The sequence below is a fragment of the Corynebacterium sp. NML180780 genome, assembly GCF_007786415.1.
Classification (GTDB): domain Bacteria; phylum Actinomycetota; class Actinomycetes; order Mycobacteriales; family Mycobacteriaceae; genus Corynebacterium; species Corynebacterium gottingense.
The window spans coordinates 17183-32931 of sequence record NZ_VNKN01000012.1 but is presented as its reverse complement, the minus strand read 5'-3'; the positions used below and the strand labels follow the sequence as shown (position 1 = coordinate 32931).

Here is a 15749-nt window from a genome sequence, read left to right as displayed (position 1 = left end):
GCCGCGAGGAAGCCCGCCCTACAGGAACGCCCTGTAGTCGGCGGGCTCTGCGCCGTTGGCCTGGGCGCACAGGACGGCCGCGGTGAAGTCGCGGCGGACCTTCTTTTTGTGCAGCTCGCGGGCGGAGATAGACAGACGGATCGTGTTGCCCTTCTCCGCGCCGCGGACGGCGGCAGCGATGATGTTGCGTCGCCACCACTTGGCCGTGCCGTAGCCCTCGCCGACGGAGAGGTTTCGGCAGCGGGTGAAGGGGGTGGCGGTGGCGTCGGTAAGCGAATAGATGCCCTTCGTTGACACGGCGAGGCGGAACCCGAAGTCCGGGAGCACGCCGAGTGTGCCTGGGGACATGCGCCAGCGCGGCGGGGCGAACATGTCGAGGTGGAAACCGAGCGCCTCCATCTGGCGGGTCGCGCCGGTGAGGCGCAGGCGCGCTTCGTGCTCGCCGAGCGACGCGAACTCGGAGCGGCGGCCCTGCACCGCCTGGTCGAAACCGTTGAGGAGCAGGGCGCGGTGCGCGGCCTGCTCGAGGAGCCAGCCGCGCGTGCGCGAGTCCTTGGCCAGGTGCCACTTCTTGTCGATGTGCGGCGCGACCAGCAACGACACCGGCACGCGCTTGCGGTCCAGACCCTCGACGATCCGGACCACGTCATCGAGCGTGTCATCAAAAATGGACGAAATTGAGACGAGAACGCGACCAGACATACCCGCTATTCTCCCACAGGCGTCACGGCTTTGCTCTTCACCAACGTCCACGCGTACTCGAACGCCGTCTGCTTCCACTTGGCGTAGCGGCCGGACACGCCGCCGTGGCCCGCGGACATCTCGGTCTTGAGCAGGATCTCGCCGCCGGTGGCGTGCTCGCGCAGCTTAGCCACCCACTTCGCGGGCTCGACGTAGAGCACGCGGGTGTCGTTCAGGCTAGTCACGGCCAGGATGTCGGGGTAGTCCTGCGCGGTGATGTTCTCGTAGGGCGCGTAACCGGCCATGTAGTCGTAGACCTCGGGGTCGTGGTACGGGTCGCCCCACTCCTCCCACTCGCCGACGGTGAGCGGCAGCTCGGGCTTGAGGATAGAGGTCAGCGGGTCGACAAACGGCACGATCGCCTGGATGCCCGCGAACTTCTCCGGCGCCATGTTCGCCACCGCGCCCATGAGCAGCCCGCCCGCAGAGCCGCCCTCGGCGACGAGGTGCTCCGGATCGGTAATGCCCAGCTGGATGAGCGTGTCAGCGCACGCGATGAAGTCGGTGAACGTGTTCGTCTTGTGCAGCATCTTGCCCTGGTCGTACCAGCTGCGGCCCATCTCGCCGCCACCGCGCACGTGCGCGCACGCCCACACCATGCCGCGGTCCAGCAGCGAGAGTCGCGCGATGGAGAAGCCTGGGTCCATCGACGCCTCGTACGAGCCGTAGCCGTACAGCAAGGTGGGCGAAGCGTTCGGGGCAGTCGCTTTTCGACGCACCACCGACACCGGAATCTCCACCCCGTCCTCAGTCTTCGCCCAGATCCGCTCGGCAACGTACTCGTCCGGGTTGTAACCGCCCTCAACCTCCTGCTCCTTGAGCAGGGTGAACGAGCCGTCCTCGACCCGGTAATCCAACAGCTGCGACGGCTGCGTGTACGAGGTGTAGCCCACCCGGACCACGGGCGCGTCCCACTCCGGGTTGCCGGCCAGGCTCGCGGTGTAGAGCTCCTCGGAGAACTCCAGCTCCTCGAAGGGAGCGAAGTCCTCGCCCGTGAGCGGCGCAACGGCCAGGCGCGAGATCCCGCCGCGGCGGTACGACATGAACACGAAGTCGCGGTAGACGTCCAGCCCCTCGATGCGGGTGGTGTCCGAGTGCGGGACGATGACGGGCAGGTCGCGCAGGTCCGGTAGCTCGGTGGCGAGTGCGACCGCGCTCACCGCGAAGTTCGGCCCCGCGGCGTTGTGCGTGACCAGCCAGTACTCGCGGTCCCCCAGCGCGGCGTAGTCCGGGTGGTACTCCACCCCCTCTTCGCGAGGGCGCATTACCTGGAACTCGGCGGTGGGATCCTCGAGCGGGGCGACGCGGTACTCGGTAGTCAGGGACGACGAGGACAGGATGTAGAGGAAGCGCTCCGCGCGGTCACCGCCCACGCCCACGCCGAACTTCTCGTCCTTCTCCTCGAAGACCAGCGCGTCCTCGGCCGCGTCCGTGCCCACCTTGTGGCGCCAGATCTGGTGGGGCCGCCAGGCGTCGTCGCAGCGGACGTAGAACAGGTAGTCATCGCCGGCCCAGGTCGCGCCGTAGAAGACGCCCTCGATGACGTCCGGGAGCAGCTCGCCGGTCTCCAGGTCCTTGATGCGCAGGTCGAAGCGCTCGTCGCCGGTGGTGTCCACCGAGTAGGCCAGGAGGCGGCCGGAGGTGGTGACCGAGGAGGCGCCGATGGAGAAGAATTCGTGGCCTTCGGCGAGCTCGTTGGCGTCGATAAGCACCTGCTCCCCGGGCATCTCCTCCGAGACCTCGGGTGGGGTCCAGGGGTCGTCGGCGGCGGGGACGCGGCACGAGAGGGCGTAGTTCTTGCCCTCGATGGTGCGGCCGTAGTACCACCAGTCGCCCGCGCGCTGCGGCACGGACATATCCGTTTCCTTCACGCGCGACTTGATCTCGCCGTAGATTGCGTCGGTCAGATCGCTCAGGTGCGCGGTGGCCTGCTCAGTGGCGGCGTTTTCCGCCTCCAGGTACGCGATCGTCTCCGGGCTGTCTTTGTCGCGCAGCCACTCGTAGTTGTCCACGAAGTCGCGGCCGTGGAACGAGCGGGTGATCGGGTGCTTCGGTGCCTTGGGGAAATCCATAGGCACCCAGCCTAGGGCACCGCGCTTACGCGTTGGCGCCCGGCCAGTCGCCGAACTTCTCGCCGCTCAGGCGCTCGTACGCCTCGATGTAGCGATCGCGCGTGGCCTCCACCACGGAGCCCGGCAGCTCCGGCGGCTGCGTGCCTTCCGAGGGGCGCCAGCCAGACTTCGGGCCGGTGAGCCAGTTGCGCACGTACTGCTTGTCAAAGCTGGGCTGCTTCTGGCCTTCCTTGTAGGAATCGGCGGGCCAGTAGCGGGAGGAATCCGGGGTCAGGACTTCGTCGGCAAGCACGAGCTCCCCGTTGCTGTCCAGGCCGAACTCGAACTTGGTGTCCGCCAGAATGATGCCCTTGGTCTCCGCGTACTCGGCGGCGCGCGAGTAGACCTCGAGGGTGCGATCGCGCAGGCGCTCCGCCAGCTCGGTGCCGATCTTGCCCGCCATGTACTTGAACGTCACGTTTTCGTCGTGATCGCCCTGCGCGGCCTTCGTCGCCGGGGTAAAAATCGGCTCCGGCAGCTTCGACGCCTCGACGAGGCCCTCGGGCAGCTTCACGCCGCAGACCATGCCGCGCTCGTCGTACTCCTTCTTGCCCGAGCCGGTGAGGTAGCCGCGGGCGACGCACTCGAACTCGACCATGTCCAGCTTCTTCACCACCATCGCGCGGCCCAGCACCTCCTCCGGGATCCGCGGATCATCGATCGGCCCCGCGAGGTGGTTCGGAATCCCGTCCAACAGGTCGAAGAAGAACATCGACGTTGCGGTGAGAATCCGCCCCTTGTCCGGGATCTCGGGCTCGAGCGAGAAGTCGAACGCGGAGATGCGATCCGAGGCCACCATGAGCAAGGTGTCCGCATCTACCTGGTAAATCTCGCGGACTTTGCCGCCGGAAAGGTGAGTGTAGTCAGAAAGCTCTGGACGCATGGCACCAAGCATATACCGCGCCACTACCATGTTCCGCATGGTCTCTCGCCTCCCAGTGTTGCTCGCGCTGCCGGTCGTCGCCGCACTCGCCGCGTGCTCGCCGCAACCCGCCAGCACGGACGCCGCCGACATGCCCGACTTCGCCCCCACCCGCGACAACGCCGTCCTCCGCTTCGGCGACACCGCGCGCGTCGCCACCGAGGACCTCGCAACCGGCACCCAGGTGCAGTGGGAGGTCACCGTCGAGCGCCCGCGCCGCATCACCGGCACCCAAGCCGCCAACAACCTCCGCTCGCCCGACCCGCAGCGGTTCGCCGCGTTCACCTGCTTCCCGGTCACGCTCACGCCCGTCGCCATCGGCAGCAACCCCACCGGCCCCACGGTGCCCGTGCCGGAGCTTTCGCTTATCGACGCCACCCCCGCCCCCTCCACAACCCTCACCGCCAACTCCGTCCCATCCCAGCCGGGCAGCGGCACGGGCCTGGGGGCGGGGTCGGGTTCTGGGTCGCGGGCTGGTGTTGGGGCTGGGTCTGGCGCTGGTGCTGTGCCTGGGGCCGCTTCGCCGTCCGCGGCGGAGGCGTACTGCGACATGGGCAGCGGCGCCCCCTCCGGCTACACCGCTGACCTGGAGGAAGGCCGCGCCTACACCACCGCGCTCGCATCCTGGGAGCGCCGCGTGGACCCCGGCGTTCCCGCCACCGGCGTGCGCCTCGACGCCACCGGCGTCCGCTGGGCGGAGTAGACCCCGCCCCGGGTCGGCGGTCGGCGCTGCTCCTTCCAAACGGAGCTAGCTCCATCTACGCGCGAGAAACCAGCAAAACCCCAGGTCGCCGATCAACACAACCCCCAAACGGAGCTAGCTCCATTTAGACGCAGACCACGCAGACCGCGCAGACTGCACCGACCGCGCCAAACACGCCCGCCGCCCCCCGGCCGCGGCGAGCTACAGGATCTCGCCCGGGCGGTAGTTGGCGGCGTCGGGGTACTTGTGCACGAGGGCGTCGATACGCGTGAGCACGCGGTCGACCTGCGACTCTGCCGCGCCGATAAACGCGTGCCGGTCCGCGAGGGCCTCCTCAAGCTGCGCGAGGTCCAGCGGCAGGCGATCGTCGTCGGCAAGACGCTCGACCAGGTTCTGCTCGGCGCCGTTCTCGCGCATGTCCAGGGCCATGGCGACGGCGTTTTCCTTGATCACCTCGTGTGCGGTCTCGCGGCCCACCCCGGCGCGCACGGATGCCATGAGGATGCGGGTGGTGGCCAGGAACGGCAGGTAGCGGTCCAGTTCGCGGGTGATCATGGCGGGGAACGCGCCGAACTCGTCGAGGACGGTGAGGAAGGTCTCCAGCTGCCCGTCGATGGCAAAGAAGGCATCCGGCAGCGCGACGCGGCGCACGACGGAGCAGAACACGTCGCCCTCGTTCCACTGCTGCCCGGCCAGGTCAGCGGCCATGGTGAGGTAGCCGCGCAGGATGACCTGGAAGCCGCCCACGCGCTCGCAGGAGCGCGCGTTCATCTTGTGCGGCATGGCGGAGGAGCCGACCTGGCCTTCCTTGAAGCCCTCGGTCACCGTCTCGTTGCCGGCCATCAGGCGGATCGTGGTGGCCAGCGAGGACGGCCCGGCGCCGAGCTGGACCAGCGCGGAGATCGCCTCGAAGTCCAGGGAGCGCGGGTAGACCTGGCCGACGGAGTCGAAGACCGTGTCAAAGCCCAGGTGGCCGGCCACCTTGGATTCCAGCTCGGCGAGCTTCGCCTCGTCTCCGCCCATGAGGTCGAGCATGTCCTGCGCCGTCCCCATCGGGCCCTTGATGCCGCGCAGCGGGTAGCCGTCAAGCAACGACTCGATGCGGTCGACCGCGACCAGGATCTCGTCGGCTGCGGACGCGAAGCGCTTGCCCAGCGTGGTCGCCTGCGCCGCCACGTTGTGGGAGCGGCCTGCCATCACCAGCGACTTGTACTCGGACGCCCGGTTGCCCACGGCCTTGAGCAGCGCGACCGCCTTGCCGCGGACCAGTTCGAGCGCGCGCACGATCTGCAGCTGCTCGACGTTCTCGGTCAGGTCGCGGCTGGTCATCCCCTTATGGATGTGCTCGTAGCCGGCGAGCGCGTTGAACTCCTCGATGCGCGCCTTCACGTCGTGGCGCGTGACGCGCTCCCGCTCCGCGATGGAGCTCAGGTCGACGCGGTCGATGACGGACTCGTAGGCGTCGATAGCCTCTTGCGGGATCTCCACGCCGAGCTCACGCTGCGCGCGCATGACGGCGATCCACAGCTGTCGCTCGAGGATGATCTTGTGCTCGGCGCTCCACAGCCTCGCCATCTCCGGCGAGGCGTAGCGGTTGGACAGGACGTTGGGGTTTGCAGGCTTCTCAGTCACGCCCCCAAGTATCGCACAGGGGGCTAGTGCTTCTCGACGCTCACCTCACCCGCCACCGCACGCCGCCCAATATCCTTCCTGTAGAAGGACCCGCGCATCTCGATTCCTTCGATGACGCGGTAGGCGTCCGCGATCGCGTCCTCCAGGCTCGCGCCGTGGCCGAGCACGTTGAGCACGCGCCCGCCCGCGGAGACGTACCCATCATCCCCGCGCGCAGTGCCCGCGTGCAGCACCTTCTCCGGGTTGTCCAGCTCCGCGCCCGTGATCGCGTCGCCTTTGGCGGGGCTGGCCGGGTAGTGCTCCGCGGCGAGCACGACCGTGGCGGCGTAGCCGTCCTTCCACTTCAGCGGCGGCAGATCCGCGAGCGTGCCGGTGGCCACAGCGTACAGCGGCTCGGCGAGCGGGGTCTCCAGCATGGACAGCACGGCCTGGGTCTCCGGGTCGCCGAAGCGGGCGTTGAACTCCACCACGGCCGGGCCCTCCGGGCCCCACGCGGCGCCGACATAAAGCAGGCCCTGGTAGGGGGTGCCGCGGTTGACCATCTCGCGCGCGACGGGGGCGGCGACCTCGTCGACGATGCGCTGCACGCCGTCCGCCGGCAGCCACGGCAGCGGGGTGTAGGCGCCCATGCCGCCGGTGTTCGGGCCCTCGTCGTTGTCGTAGGCGCGCTTGTGATCTTGCGCGGGCAGCAGCGGGACCACGGTTTCGCCGTCGACGAGGCAGAACAGGGAAACCTCGGGGCCTTCGAGGAAGGACTCGAACAGGACCGGGTTGCCCGCCTCGAGCACCGCCTGCGCGTGCGCCGCGGCCTCGGCGCGGTCCGTGGTGACCACTACGCCCTTGCCGCCGGCCAGGCCGTCGTCCTTGACCACGTAGTTCGGGCCGAACTGCTCCAGAGCCTTTTCGACGCCCGCCGCGCCCTCCTCCGGCGCGACGCGCAGCGCGCGGGCCGTGCGCACGCCGGCGGCGGCCATGACGTCCTTGGCGAATGCCTTCGAGCCCTCCAGCTGGGCCGCGGCCTTGGTGGGGCCGAAGACGGGGATACCCGCCTCGCGCAGGGCGTCGGCGGCGCCGGTGACCAGCGGGGCCTCCGGGCCGATCACCACGAGCTCCGCCTGCTCGTCGCGGGCGAGGGTGACGATGGCTTGGGGCGACGTGGCGTCGATAGGCAATTGCTTGGCCAGCGTCGACATACCCGCGTTGCCGGGTGCGACGACGAGCTCGTTGCCAGACAGACCTTTGAGCAGGGCGTGTTCGCGGCCGCCCGAACCGATAACAAGGATGCGCATGGCCTCAAACTTACAGGTACGGTTTGAGTGTATGAGCACAGTCTTTACAAAGATCATTGACGGCGAGATCCCCGGACGCTTCGTGTACAAGGACGAGGACGTCGCCGCCTTCCTCACCATCGAGCCGATCGCGTACGGCCACACCCTGGTCGTGCCGGTCAAAGAGGTGGACAAGTGGACCGACCTCGAGCCCGAACTGTGGGCCAAGATGAATGCGGTGGCGCAGCGCATCGGCGCCGCCATTGTCAGCGAGTTCGAGTGCGAGCGCGCCGGCTACCTCATCGCCGGGTTCGAGGTGCCGCACGCGCACATCCACGTCTTCCCCGCCAACGACATGTCGGGCTACAACCTGTCCACCGTCATGCGCGCCGACGAGACCGACCCGGCGAAGATGGACGCGGCCGCGGAGACGCTCCGCGCGGCGCTGAACTAGTCCTTTTCCGGCGTCTTGGCGTCCTTGGCTGGCTGCGCAGCCTTTGTCGCCTTCGTTGCCTTTGTCGTTGTCGCGCCATTGACCTCGCGCAGCAGCGGCAGCGAGATCTTGAACGTCGCACCCTCGCCCGGCGCGGTGTCGACGGTGATGGTGCCCTCGTGCTGCTCGATGAGCGACTTGGTGATTGCCAGGCCCAGGCCGGAGCCGCCGCCGCCCGCGCGGTGGCGCGACGCGTCCGCGCGGTAGAAGCGGTCGAAGATGCGCGCCGCGTCCTCCTCCGCCATGCCGCGGCCGTTGTCCGCGACCTCGATGACGATGCGGTCCAGGTTTTCGCGCAGCGTGATGGTCACATCCACGTCGGAGCCGCCGTGCTTGAACGCGTTGTTGATCAGGTTCATGAGCACCTGGTGGAGGCGGTCCGGGTCGCCGTTGACCATCGGCGGCCGGGCGCACTGGTTGTCAACCTCGATGGAGCGCTCCGGGTAGGCGGCCCGGGCCGAGGAGACCGCGGAGTCCACGACCTTTTGCATGTCCACGGTTTTGCGGTCCAGGCGGGTGCCCTCCGCGCGGGTGAGCGCGAGCAGGTCCTCCACCAGCAGCTGCATGCGGCCGGATTCTTCCTCGATCTTGTCAATGACCATGTCCGCGTCGGGGGCCATGCCCTTGCGGTAGAGCTCGGCGTAGCCGCGCAGGCTGGTCAGCGGGGTGCGCAGCTCATGGGAGGCGTCGCCGACGAAGCGCCGCATCTGCTCCTCTTTCCCCTGCGCGTCATTGACCGAGTCCTGCAGCTGGCTCACCATCGTGTTGACGGCGTAGGACAGCTTGCCCACCTCGGTGTCGCGCGACCAGGCGGGGACGCGGCGGTCCACATCGCCGTCCGCGATCGCCAGCGCCGTGTCTTCCACTTCGCGCAGCGGCGTCAGCGACCTTCTCACCAGCGTCTTCGCTGCGATGGCGATCGCCAGGATCGCAATCGCGCCCAGGCTCGTCTCGACCACCGCGAGCCAGCGCAGAATGCGGTTTTCTGACTCCAGCCGCTTCGCCACCAGCGTGATGGTGCCGTCATCGCTTTTCGACGCCACCGCCCTCCACTGCGTCAGCGACGCCGAACTATCCACGTTCTTCGACCCGATGGTGCGCGCCTGGTCCAGGACCGTCAGCTGCTCCCAGTCGGGCGGGTTGCCCCGCGGGGTGTAGCGCGAGAACGGGTACGGGTAGCCGGGGAACCAAGTCGCCTGGGCAAACTCGCTGGGCACGCCGATTGACGGGATCCAGGTGCCCTGCCCCGCCCAGCTGTCCAGGCCCTCCTGCAGCTGGTCGTCCACGCGCTGCATGAGGATGCCGCGCATCAGGAAGAAGACCGTGGCAAAACTCAGCACGATGCCCAGGGTGGCCACCACGACCACCAGGGACACCAGCTGCTTTTGCAACGGCCGCGCGGCCTGGTTGTACGACCAGGCCGCGAGCTTCTGCTTCGCCTTCATGGACCGCTACGCCGCAGGTTACTGGCGCGGGGTGCGCAGCACGTAGCCGACGCCGCGCACGGTCTGGATCAGCGGCACGTCGCCGGTGTCAATCTTGCGGCGCAGGTAGGAGATGTAGGACTCGACGACGTTGCCGTCGCCGCCGAAGTCGTAATGCCACACGTTGTCCAGGATCTTCGCCTTGGACAGCACGACCTCCGCGTTGAGCATGAGGTAGCGCAGCAGGTTGAACTCGGTCGGGGAGAGATCGATGATCTCGCCGGCCTTGGTCACCTCGTGGGTTTCGTCATTCAGCGTCAGGTCCGCGTAACGGATGGTGGTGTCGTGGTCGGCGTCATCGGTCACGTTGCCGCGGCGCAGGATGACGCGCAGACGGGTGATGACTTCCTCCAGGGAGAACGGCTTGGTCACGTAGTCGTCCGCGCCGATGGTCAGGCCGTGGATGCGGTCCTCCACCGCGTCCTTGGCGGTAAGGAAGAGCACCGGGCCGTCCAGGCCGTCCTGGCGCAGCTTGCCCAGCAGCTCGAAGCCGTCCATCCCCGGCATCATGACGTCCAAAATGTAGGCGTCCGGGCGGTACTCGCGCGCCATGGTCAGCGCCTCCTGCCCGGAGTTTGCGCTTTCTACCTCGAATCCCTGGAACTTCAGGGAGACGGTCAGCAGCTCGACGATATTGGGCTCGTCATCAACGACGAGCACCTTGATGCCCTTCGGGTTCTCAGCCATGAAATGCACTCCTTTGTATGGGTAATTAACCAGATAGCATTTAACTCCCCTCCACTGTACGTTTGCTGTACGTCGTCTTGGGGCTGTCGAGCAAAAGTGGGGGTATATCCAAAGAGCGAAGGTTTAGCCAAATCAAGGCCTTTAAACGCTGCCCGCGCAGCGCGCGCAAGGACCACCACCCCTCCCCCTCGGCGGCAAAAAATTGGAGCTGGAGACGAGACTTGAACTCGCAACCTACGCATTACAAGTGCGTTGCGCTACCGATTGCGCCACTCCAGCAATGCCCATGGATCTTACACATCGACCGGTGAGTGCGCGAAACACGTCGGCGCGATAGTGTTTCGCGTGTGGCATCACTAGAGCAGTATTGGCAGCGGCTGCGTGGCTCGCGCGACCACGTGGCCACGATTGACGAGTCCCGCACCTCCCCACCCCCGTCCGTCCTCGCGCCCGTCGATCTGACGGACCCCGCGCAGGTGGCCGCGGTCATGAACATCGCCGCGCGGATCGGCGAGATCCTCGTCGCCAACGGCACGACGTCCTCGGACGCGATCGCCCAGATCCGCACGGTCACCTCGTCGTACGGCCTGCACTACTGTCACGTGGACATCACGGTGAACACCATCACCATGAACGCCAACGTGGGCGTCCAGCGCCGCACTCCGGTCAACGTGTTCCGCGTGGTCACGATGATGAGCGAGAACTACCACAAGCTGCAGGAGGCCGATCGCCTCATCCGCTCGATCCGCGCGGGCGCCACCCGGCCGGAGATGGCGGAGAAGATTCTTGACGACATCGACAACGAGCCCATCCCCTACCGCAACGCCCGCAACCTGGCCGGCTGGGCGGTCATGGGCGCGTCAGTGTCCATCCTCCTCGGCGGCGACCTCCTCATGGCGCTCGTCGGCGGGCTCACCGCCTTCCTCATCATGGGCTTTAACAAGGTCCTGTCTCACAACTCGCTGCCGTACTTCTACCACTGCGTCATTGGCGGCTTTATCGCCACCATTCCGGCCGCCATCTTCTACGACTTCTCCACCTCGATCGGCCACACGATCGTGCCCAGCCAGGTCATCGCCACCGGCATCATCGTGCTCTTGGCCGGCCTGACGCTGGTGCAGTCGCTTTTCGACGGCATCACCGGCTCCCCCGTCACCGCGGCCTCCCGCTTCTTCCAGACCATGTTGTCGTCCGGCGGCATCGTCGCGGGCGTGGCCATCGGCCTGTACGTGGCGGAGCTGTTAGGAGTGCCCCTGCCGCCGCTGGAAACCATGTTAGGTAAGCCGTCGTTAAGCAGCGCCGGCTGGCGCATCATCGGCGGGGCGCTGGCCGCCGCCTCGTTTGCCGTGACCTGCTTTGCGGAGCGCCTGGCCATCATTGTTTCTGGGCTCACTGCCGCCGCGGGCTCCGCGATGTACTACATCTTCCTCATCCCCTTCGGCACCGATAAGTTCATCGCCACCGCGGCCTGCTCCATCGTGGTTGGCCTGGCCGGCGGTCTCATCTCCCGCCGCTACTTGGTCAACCCCGTGATCACCGCGGTGGCGGGCGTGACGCCGTTCCTCCCCGGCTCAGGCATCTACCGCGGCCTCTACGCGGTGCTCAACGAGCAGATTGTGGTGGGGATGAGCAACATCTTCAACGCCATCGCCGTGTGCATGGCGCTGGCCGGCGGCGTGATCTTCGGCGAGTGGGTGGCGCGCCGCATCCGCGCGCCGCAGCTGTACATCCCGTACCGGGCGTTCAAGCGGGCGGGGCGCGTGACGTTCCAGCAGATTCGGCGCGCGGAGCAAGCCGCCCTCCGCCCGAGGCGCCGGAAGCACTAGCTTTGGCGTAGAATCGCCGTTTGAGATTTGCGTTTCGTACAAGGAGGAACCTGTAGTGCCACCGAAGATCACCGACTCCCGCCCCTCTCCCGAGGCCATCAATGAGATGGAGGAGCAGACCGCTTCCGGCGCCCGGCGAATCGTGGCAACGTACGCCGAAGATTTCTTCGACGGAGTAACCCTGATGTCCATGCTCGGCGTGGAACCGAAGGGCTTCAACTACAAGAAATACGCCGAGGAGGTCCTGGGCGACCCGGAGGACGAGGAAGACTCCAAGTCCGCCAAGAAGGCGACGAAGAAGAAGTCGTCCAAGAAGGCCTCGAAGAAGAAAGCCTCGAAGAAGAAGGCGTCGAAGAAGAAGGCCACCAAGAAAAAGGCGACCAAGAAGAAGGCGTCGAAGAAGAAGTCCACAAAGAAAGCAAAGAAGTCCTAGGTGAACGACTTCGTCGTAGTAGCCAACCGCCTGCCCGTGGACCGGGTGGGCGACTCCTGGCAGGCCTCCCCGGGCGGCCTGGTCGCCGCGCTCGCGCCGGTGCTGCGCGCTCGCTCGGGCTGCTGGGTCGGCTGGCCCGGCGAGACGGACACCCACCTCGAGCCGTTCCACGCCGACGGCATCGACCTGGTCCCCGTGGCGCTGGACGCGCAGGACTACACCGACTTCTACGAGGGGTTTTCCAACTCCACCCTGTGGCCGCTCTACCACGACCTCATCGTTGCGCCGCAGTACAACGAGCAGTGGTGGGACCGCTACGTAGCGGTCAACGAGCGCTTTGCGGCCGCGGTCTCCGCTGTCGCCGCCGAGGGCGCCACCGTGTGGGTGCAGGACTACCAGCTGCAGCTCGTCCCCGGCCTGCTCAAGCGGGAGCGCCCGGACCTGCGCATCGGGTTCTTCCTCCACATCCCGTTCCCCTCCCCCGATCTGTTCCGCCAGCTGCCGTGGCGCGAGCCCATCCTGCGCTCGCTGTCGGCCTGCGACCTCATCGGCTTCCAGCGGGCCGCCGACGAGTCGAACTTCCGGGGGCTCCTTGAGCTTATCGACGCCACCGCGGTGCGCACCGGGACGTTCCCGATCAGTATTGATGCGTCGATAGTCGCCCCCGGCGACCCCGCGCCCGTCCGCGAGCTGGTGGGAAACCCGACGCTGCTCATGCTCGGCGTGGACCGGATGGACTACACCAAGGGGATCCTGCAGCGGCTCCTGGCGTTCGAGCAATTCCTGGAGCGCGGCGGCGAGGCAACCCTGATCCAGCTGGCCACGCCGTCGCGCGAGCGCATCGACCACTACCGGCGCACCCGCCGCGAGGTGGAAGAGGCCGTGGGGCGCATCAACGGGCGCTTCGGCCGCATCGGCCGGCCCGTGATTCACTACGTGCACCACGGCGTGCCCAAAGACCAGCTCGGCGCGTACTACGCCGCCGCCGACATGATGCTGGTCACCCCGTTCAAGGACGGGATGAACCTGGTGGCCAAGGAGTACGTGGCCTGCCACCCGGACGGCAGCGGCGCGCTCGTACTGTCCGAGTTCGCCGGCGCCGCCGTGGAGCTCCACCAGGCGTACCTGTGCAACCCGTTCGACGTGTCCTCCATCGTCCGCGCGATGGAGGACGCCGCCCAGCCCGACCCGCAGCGGATGCGTGCGATGCACGACTGGGTGACCACCCACGACGTCGCCGCCTGGGCCGCATCCTTCCTGGAGGCGCTATGAACCGCTTACTCGCACTCGGCCTGACCGCCGCGCTCACCCTCCCGCTGGCGGCGTGCGGCGGCGAACAGACCTGGCAGGTCGTCGCCGTGCACACCGATCCCGCCGAGCCCGGGGCGCTGCTTGCCGACGCCGCGGGGCTGGCCAACTTCACCATCACCGATTCCTCCCTCACCGGCACCACGGCGTGCGCGGACCTGGACGCGGCCATCACCACGGAGGACGACGCGGAGGACGACGCGTTCACCGTGGACAGCGTCGAGGTGGGCGACGCCGCCGACTGCGACGGCGGGGCGCGCCACGTCCACGAGCAACTGACCAGCATCATCGTGCCCGGCGCGCGCTTCCGCGTGGATCACCTCACCGATTCTGAGATGGTGTTCACCGCGACGAGTGACGGCCCCGAGGGCGAGCCTGTGGTGGACCCGCCGAGCATCCGACTGATGGCACTGTGATGGCCACGCTGACCGCCGCTACCGAACGGGCGGCGCACGCGGAGTCGCTGCTGGTCTGCCTGGATTTCGACGGCACACTCGCCGAGTTCAACACGGACCCCTACGCGGTGGCCCCGCACCCGGCCGCGGTGGACGCCCTCCGCACCCTCGCCGCGCTGCCGCACACGCAGGTTGCCATCCTCTCCGGCCGGCACCTCGACGGCCTGCGCCGGGTGCTGCCGGAGATTGCGGGCAACGTCGTCCTCGCCGGGTCCCACGGCGCGGAGCCCGGCCCGGAACTTTCCAGCGACGACGCCGCCTACCTCGACCGCATCGGGGCGGCGCTCGAGCGCATCGCCGCCGCCCCCGCGTACGTGGAGGTTAAGCCGTACCAGCGGGTGCTGCACGTCGCGCCGATCGCGGGCACCCCTGACGCGGAGCGTATGCTCGCCGCCGCGCGCTCTCTGGACACGGGCGGGCGCCCCGTGACGCCGGGGCACAACGTGGTCGAATTCTCCGCGGTGGAGATCACCAAGGGCACCTGGCTTTCCCAGCACAAGCACGAGTTTGCCGCGACGCTCTTTGCCGGCGACGACACCACGGACGAGACCGCGCTGCGCGTCCTGAATCCCCGTTACGACGTGGGGATTAAGGTCGGCGATCAACCGAGCGTGGCCGCGCACCGGGTCGCCGACGTGCCCGCGATGGCGCAGGTGCTCAGCGAGCTGGCTCGCGCACGGTCCGCCCGGGCAAGTACTGCGTCGGCAGAATGATGCGCTCCTGGCGCTGCGGCCGCCCGTTCATCGCGGCGCGCAGCAGCATCGCCGCCGTCTCCCCCTTGCGCTGCGTGGGCTGCGCGACGGTGGACAGGCCGTCCACGCCGATGCCGTCGAAGCCGGTCACGGACAGCTCCTCCGGCACGCGCCGCCGCCCGCGGCAGTACTCGAGCACCCCGAGCGCCATCGAGTCGGTGGTGCACAGGATCGCGGTGAGGTCCGGGTGGGCCTCGAGGAGCTCGCGCGCGCCATCGGCGGCGGAATCCACGTCGTTGAGGTCGCGCGCGACCACCGGCACGTCCGCGATCCCCGCCGCCACGAACACGTCCAGCGCCCCGCGCACCCGGGCGCGCTGCACGTGCAGGTCTGCCGCCTCCAGTTCCTCCGGCGTCACCGGCCCGTTCTTCGGCGCGCTGAACAGGCGCTTGGTCAGGATCCCCACGCGCGTGTGCCCGGTGCGCACCAGGTCCTCGGCGGCCGGGGCGATCGCGGCGGCGTCGTCGATGCCCACGTACGGCACGCCGGGGACGTCGACGGGCTGATCGCAGATGATGAGGGGGAGGTCGCGCGAGTGGGCGTCGATAAGCATCTGCGCCTGGGCCGGAACCGAGTAGATGATGTAGCCGTCAACGATGGCATCGTGCACGCTCACACCGGTCGGGATGAGGGTGAGCGAGTAATCGCTCCGCTTAGCGACGCCCGCGAGGAAGTCCACCGACGCCCGGTCCTCAAAGGCGAACGAGAGCTGCTCGGTGAGCACGACCCCGATTGTGGCGGTGCGGCTGGTGCGCAGCGAGCGCGCGTGCGGGTTGGGGCCGACGTATCCCTTTGCCTTGGCGTGGGCGAGGATGCGGCGGCGCAGCGCTGGCGAGAGCTGGTCGGGGTGGTTGTACGCGTTGGACACGGTGGTGCGCGAGACGCCGAGGTCGGCGGCGATGGAGGCGAGCGTCGCTGGCATACCGATATGCTA

Annotated in this window: 15 protein-coding genes and 1 tRNA gene; 7 read left to right on the top strand and 9 right to left on the bottom strand. The window is 67.9% G+C overall.

The window, feature by feature from the left end; genetic code table 11:
• Positions 1-18 precede the first annotated feature (18 nt).
• Genes FPP74_RS09330 through FPP74_RS09320 form a run of 3 tightly spaced genes read right to left on the bottom strand, consistent with a single transcriptional unit; the run spans position 19 to position 3735 of the window.
• Positions 19-702 (bottom strand): DUF2334 domain-containing protein, encoded by a 684-nt coding sequence (locus FPP74_RS09330; RefSeq protein ID WP_144718165.1) that lies wholly within the window; start codon positions 700-702, stop codon positions 19-21.
• Between the two features lie 5 nt (positions 703-707).
• Complete coding sequence (locus tag FPP74_RS09325; RefSeq protein WP_144718162.1) at positions 708-2813, bottom strand: S9 family peptidase; 2106 nt, start codon at positions 2811-2813, stop codon at positions 708-710.
• A 25-nt stretch (positions 2814-2838) separates the two neighbouring features.
• A complete protein-coding gene (locus tag FPP74_RS09320; protein WP_095536342.1) occupies positions 2839-3735 on the bottom strand; it encodes a phosphoribosylaminoimidazolesuccinocarboxamide synthase in 897 nt (298 codons plus the stop codon).
• Positions 3736-3772: 37 nt separating this feature from the next.
• Here FPP74_RS09320 and FPP74_RS09315 point away from each other — a divergent pair, with 37 nt between their 5' ends.
• Positions 3773-4477: a hypothetical protein gene (locus tag FPP74_RS09315; protein WP_144718160.1), complete on the top strand. Its 705-nt coding sequence runs from the start codon at positions 3773-3775 to the stop codon at positions 4475-4477.
• 201 nt (positions 4478-4678) lie between these two features.
• Here FPP74_RS09315 and purB read toward each other — a convergent pair whose 3' ends face one another.
• Entirely contained in the window at positions 4679-6109 is a 1431-nt protein-coding gene (gene purB / locus FPP74_RS09310) for an adenylosuccinate lyase (protein WP_144718159.1), read from the bottom strand.
• 23 nt (positions 6110-6132) lie between these two features.
• A complete protein-coding gene (gene purD, locus FPP74_RS09305; RefSeq protein WP_144718157.1) occupies positions 6133-7398 on the bottom strand; it encodes a phosphoribosylamine--glycine ligase in 1266 nt (421 codons plus the stop codon).
• Positions 7399-7429: 31 nt separating this feature from the next.
• Between purD and FPP74_RS09300 the strand changes: the two genes are divergently transcribed.
• Positions 7430-7831, top strand: coding sequence for an HIT family protein (locus tag FPP74_RS09300; protein ID WP_095546726.1), 402 nt, complete (start codon positions 7430-7432; stop codon positions 7829-7831).
• On the opposite strand, the gene FPP74_RS09295 is transcribed toward FPP74_RS09300, so the two are convergent.
• From FPP74_RS09295 to FPP74_RS09285, 3 genes are all read right to left on the bottom strand, one after another.
• The gene (locus tag FPP74_RS09295; protein WP_095554195.1) at positions 7828-9315 is read right to left on the bottom strand and encodes a cell wall metabolism sensor histidine kinase WalK; all 1488 of its coding nucleotides are present in this window, start codon (positions 9313-9315) and stop codon (positions 7828-7830) included. The genes FPP74_RS09300 and FPP74_RS09295 overlap by 4 nt on opposite strands.
• A gap of 18 nt (positions 9316-9333) precedes the next feature.
• Positions 9334-10041, bottom strand: a complete 708-nt coding sequence (locus FPP74_RS09290; RefSeq protein ID WP_095278712.1) for a response regulator transcription factor — start codon at positions 10039-10041, stop codon at positions 9334-9336.
• Positions 10042-10244: 203 nt separating this feature from the next.
• Positions 10245-10320 (bottom strand) — tRNA-Thr (locus tag FPP74_RS09285).
• Positions 10321-10388: 68 nt separating this feature from the next.
• On the opposite strand from FPP74_RS09285, the gene FPP74_RS09280 reads away from it, so the two are divergent.
• Genes FPP74_RS09280 through FPP74_RS09260 form a run of 5 tightly spaced genes read left to right on the top strand, consistent with a single transcriptional unit; the run spans position 10389 to position 14776 of the window.
• Positions 10389-11867, top strand: coding sequence for a threonine/serine exporter ThrE family protein (locus FPP74_RS09280; RefSeq protein ID WP_370511803.1), 1479 nt, complete (start codon positions 10389-10391; stop codon positions 11865-11867).
• 55 nt (positions 11868-11922) lie between these two features.
• Positions 11923-12300: a hypothetical protein gene (locus FPP74_RS09275; protein WP_095537902.1), complete on the top strand. Its 378-nt coding sequence runs from the start codon at positions 11923-11925 to the stop codon at positions 12298-12300.
• Positions 12301-13572 (top strand): trehalose-6-phosphate synthase, encoded by a 1272-nt coding sequence (locus FPP74_RS09270; protein WP_095537903.1) that lies wholly within the window; start codon positions 12301-12303, stop codon positions 13570-13572. It abuts the gene before it with no gap.
• Positions 13569-14024 carry a hypothetical protein gene (locus FPP74_RS09265; RefSeq protein WP_144718155.1) on the top strand — a complete coding sequence of 152 codons (456 nt, stop codon included), beginning with the start codon at positions 13569-13571 and terminating at the stop codon, positions 14022-14024. Before FPP74_RS09270 ends, FPP74_RS09265 begins: the two co-directional genes overlap by 4 nt.
• Positions 14024-14776, top strand: a complete 753-nt coding sequence (locus FPP74_RS09260) for a trehalose-phosphatase (protein WP_144718153.1) — start codon at positions 14024-14026, stop codon at positions 14774-14776. Before FPP74_RS09265 ends, FPP74_RS09260 begins: the two co-directional genes overlap by 1 nt.
• Here FPP74_RS09260 and FPP74_RS09255 read toward each other — a convergent pair.
• Positions 14721-15737, bottom strand: coding sequence for a LacI family DNA-binding transcriptional regulator (locus FPP74_RS09255; protein ID WP_144718151.1), 1017 nt, complete (start codon positions 15735-15737; stop codon positions 14721-14723). The genes FPP74_RS09260 and FPP74_RS09255 overlap by 56 nt on opposite strands.
• Positions 15738-15749 lie beyond the last annotated feature (12 nt).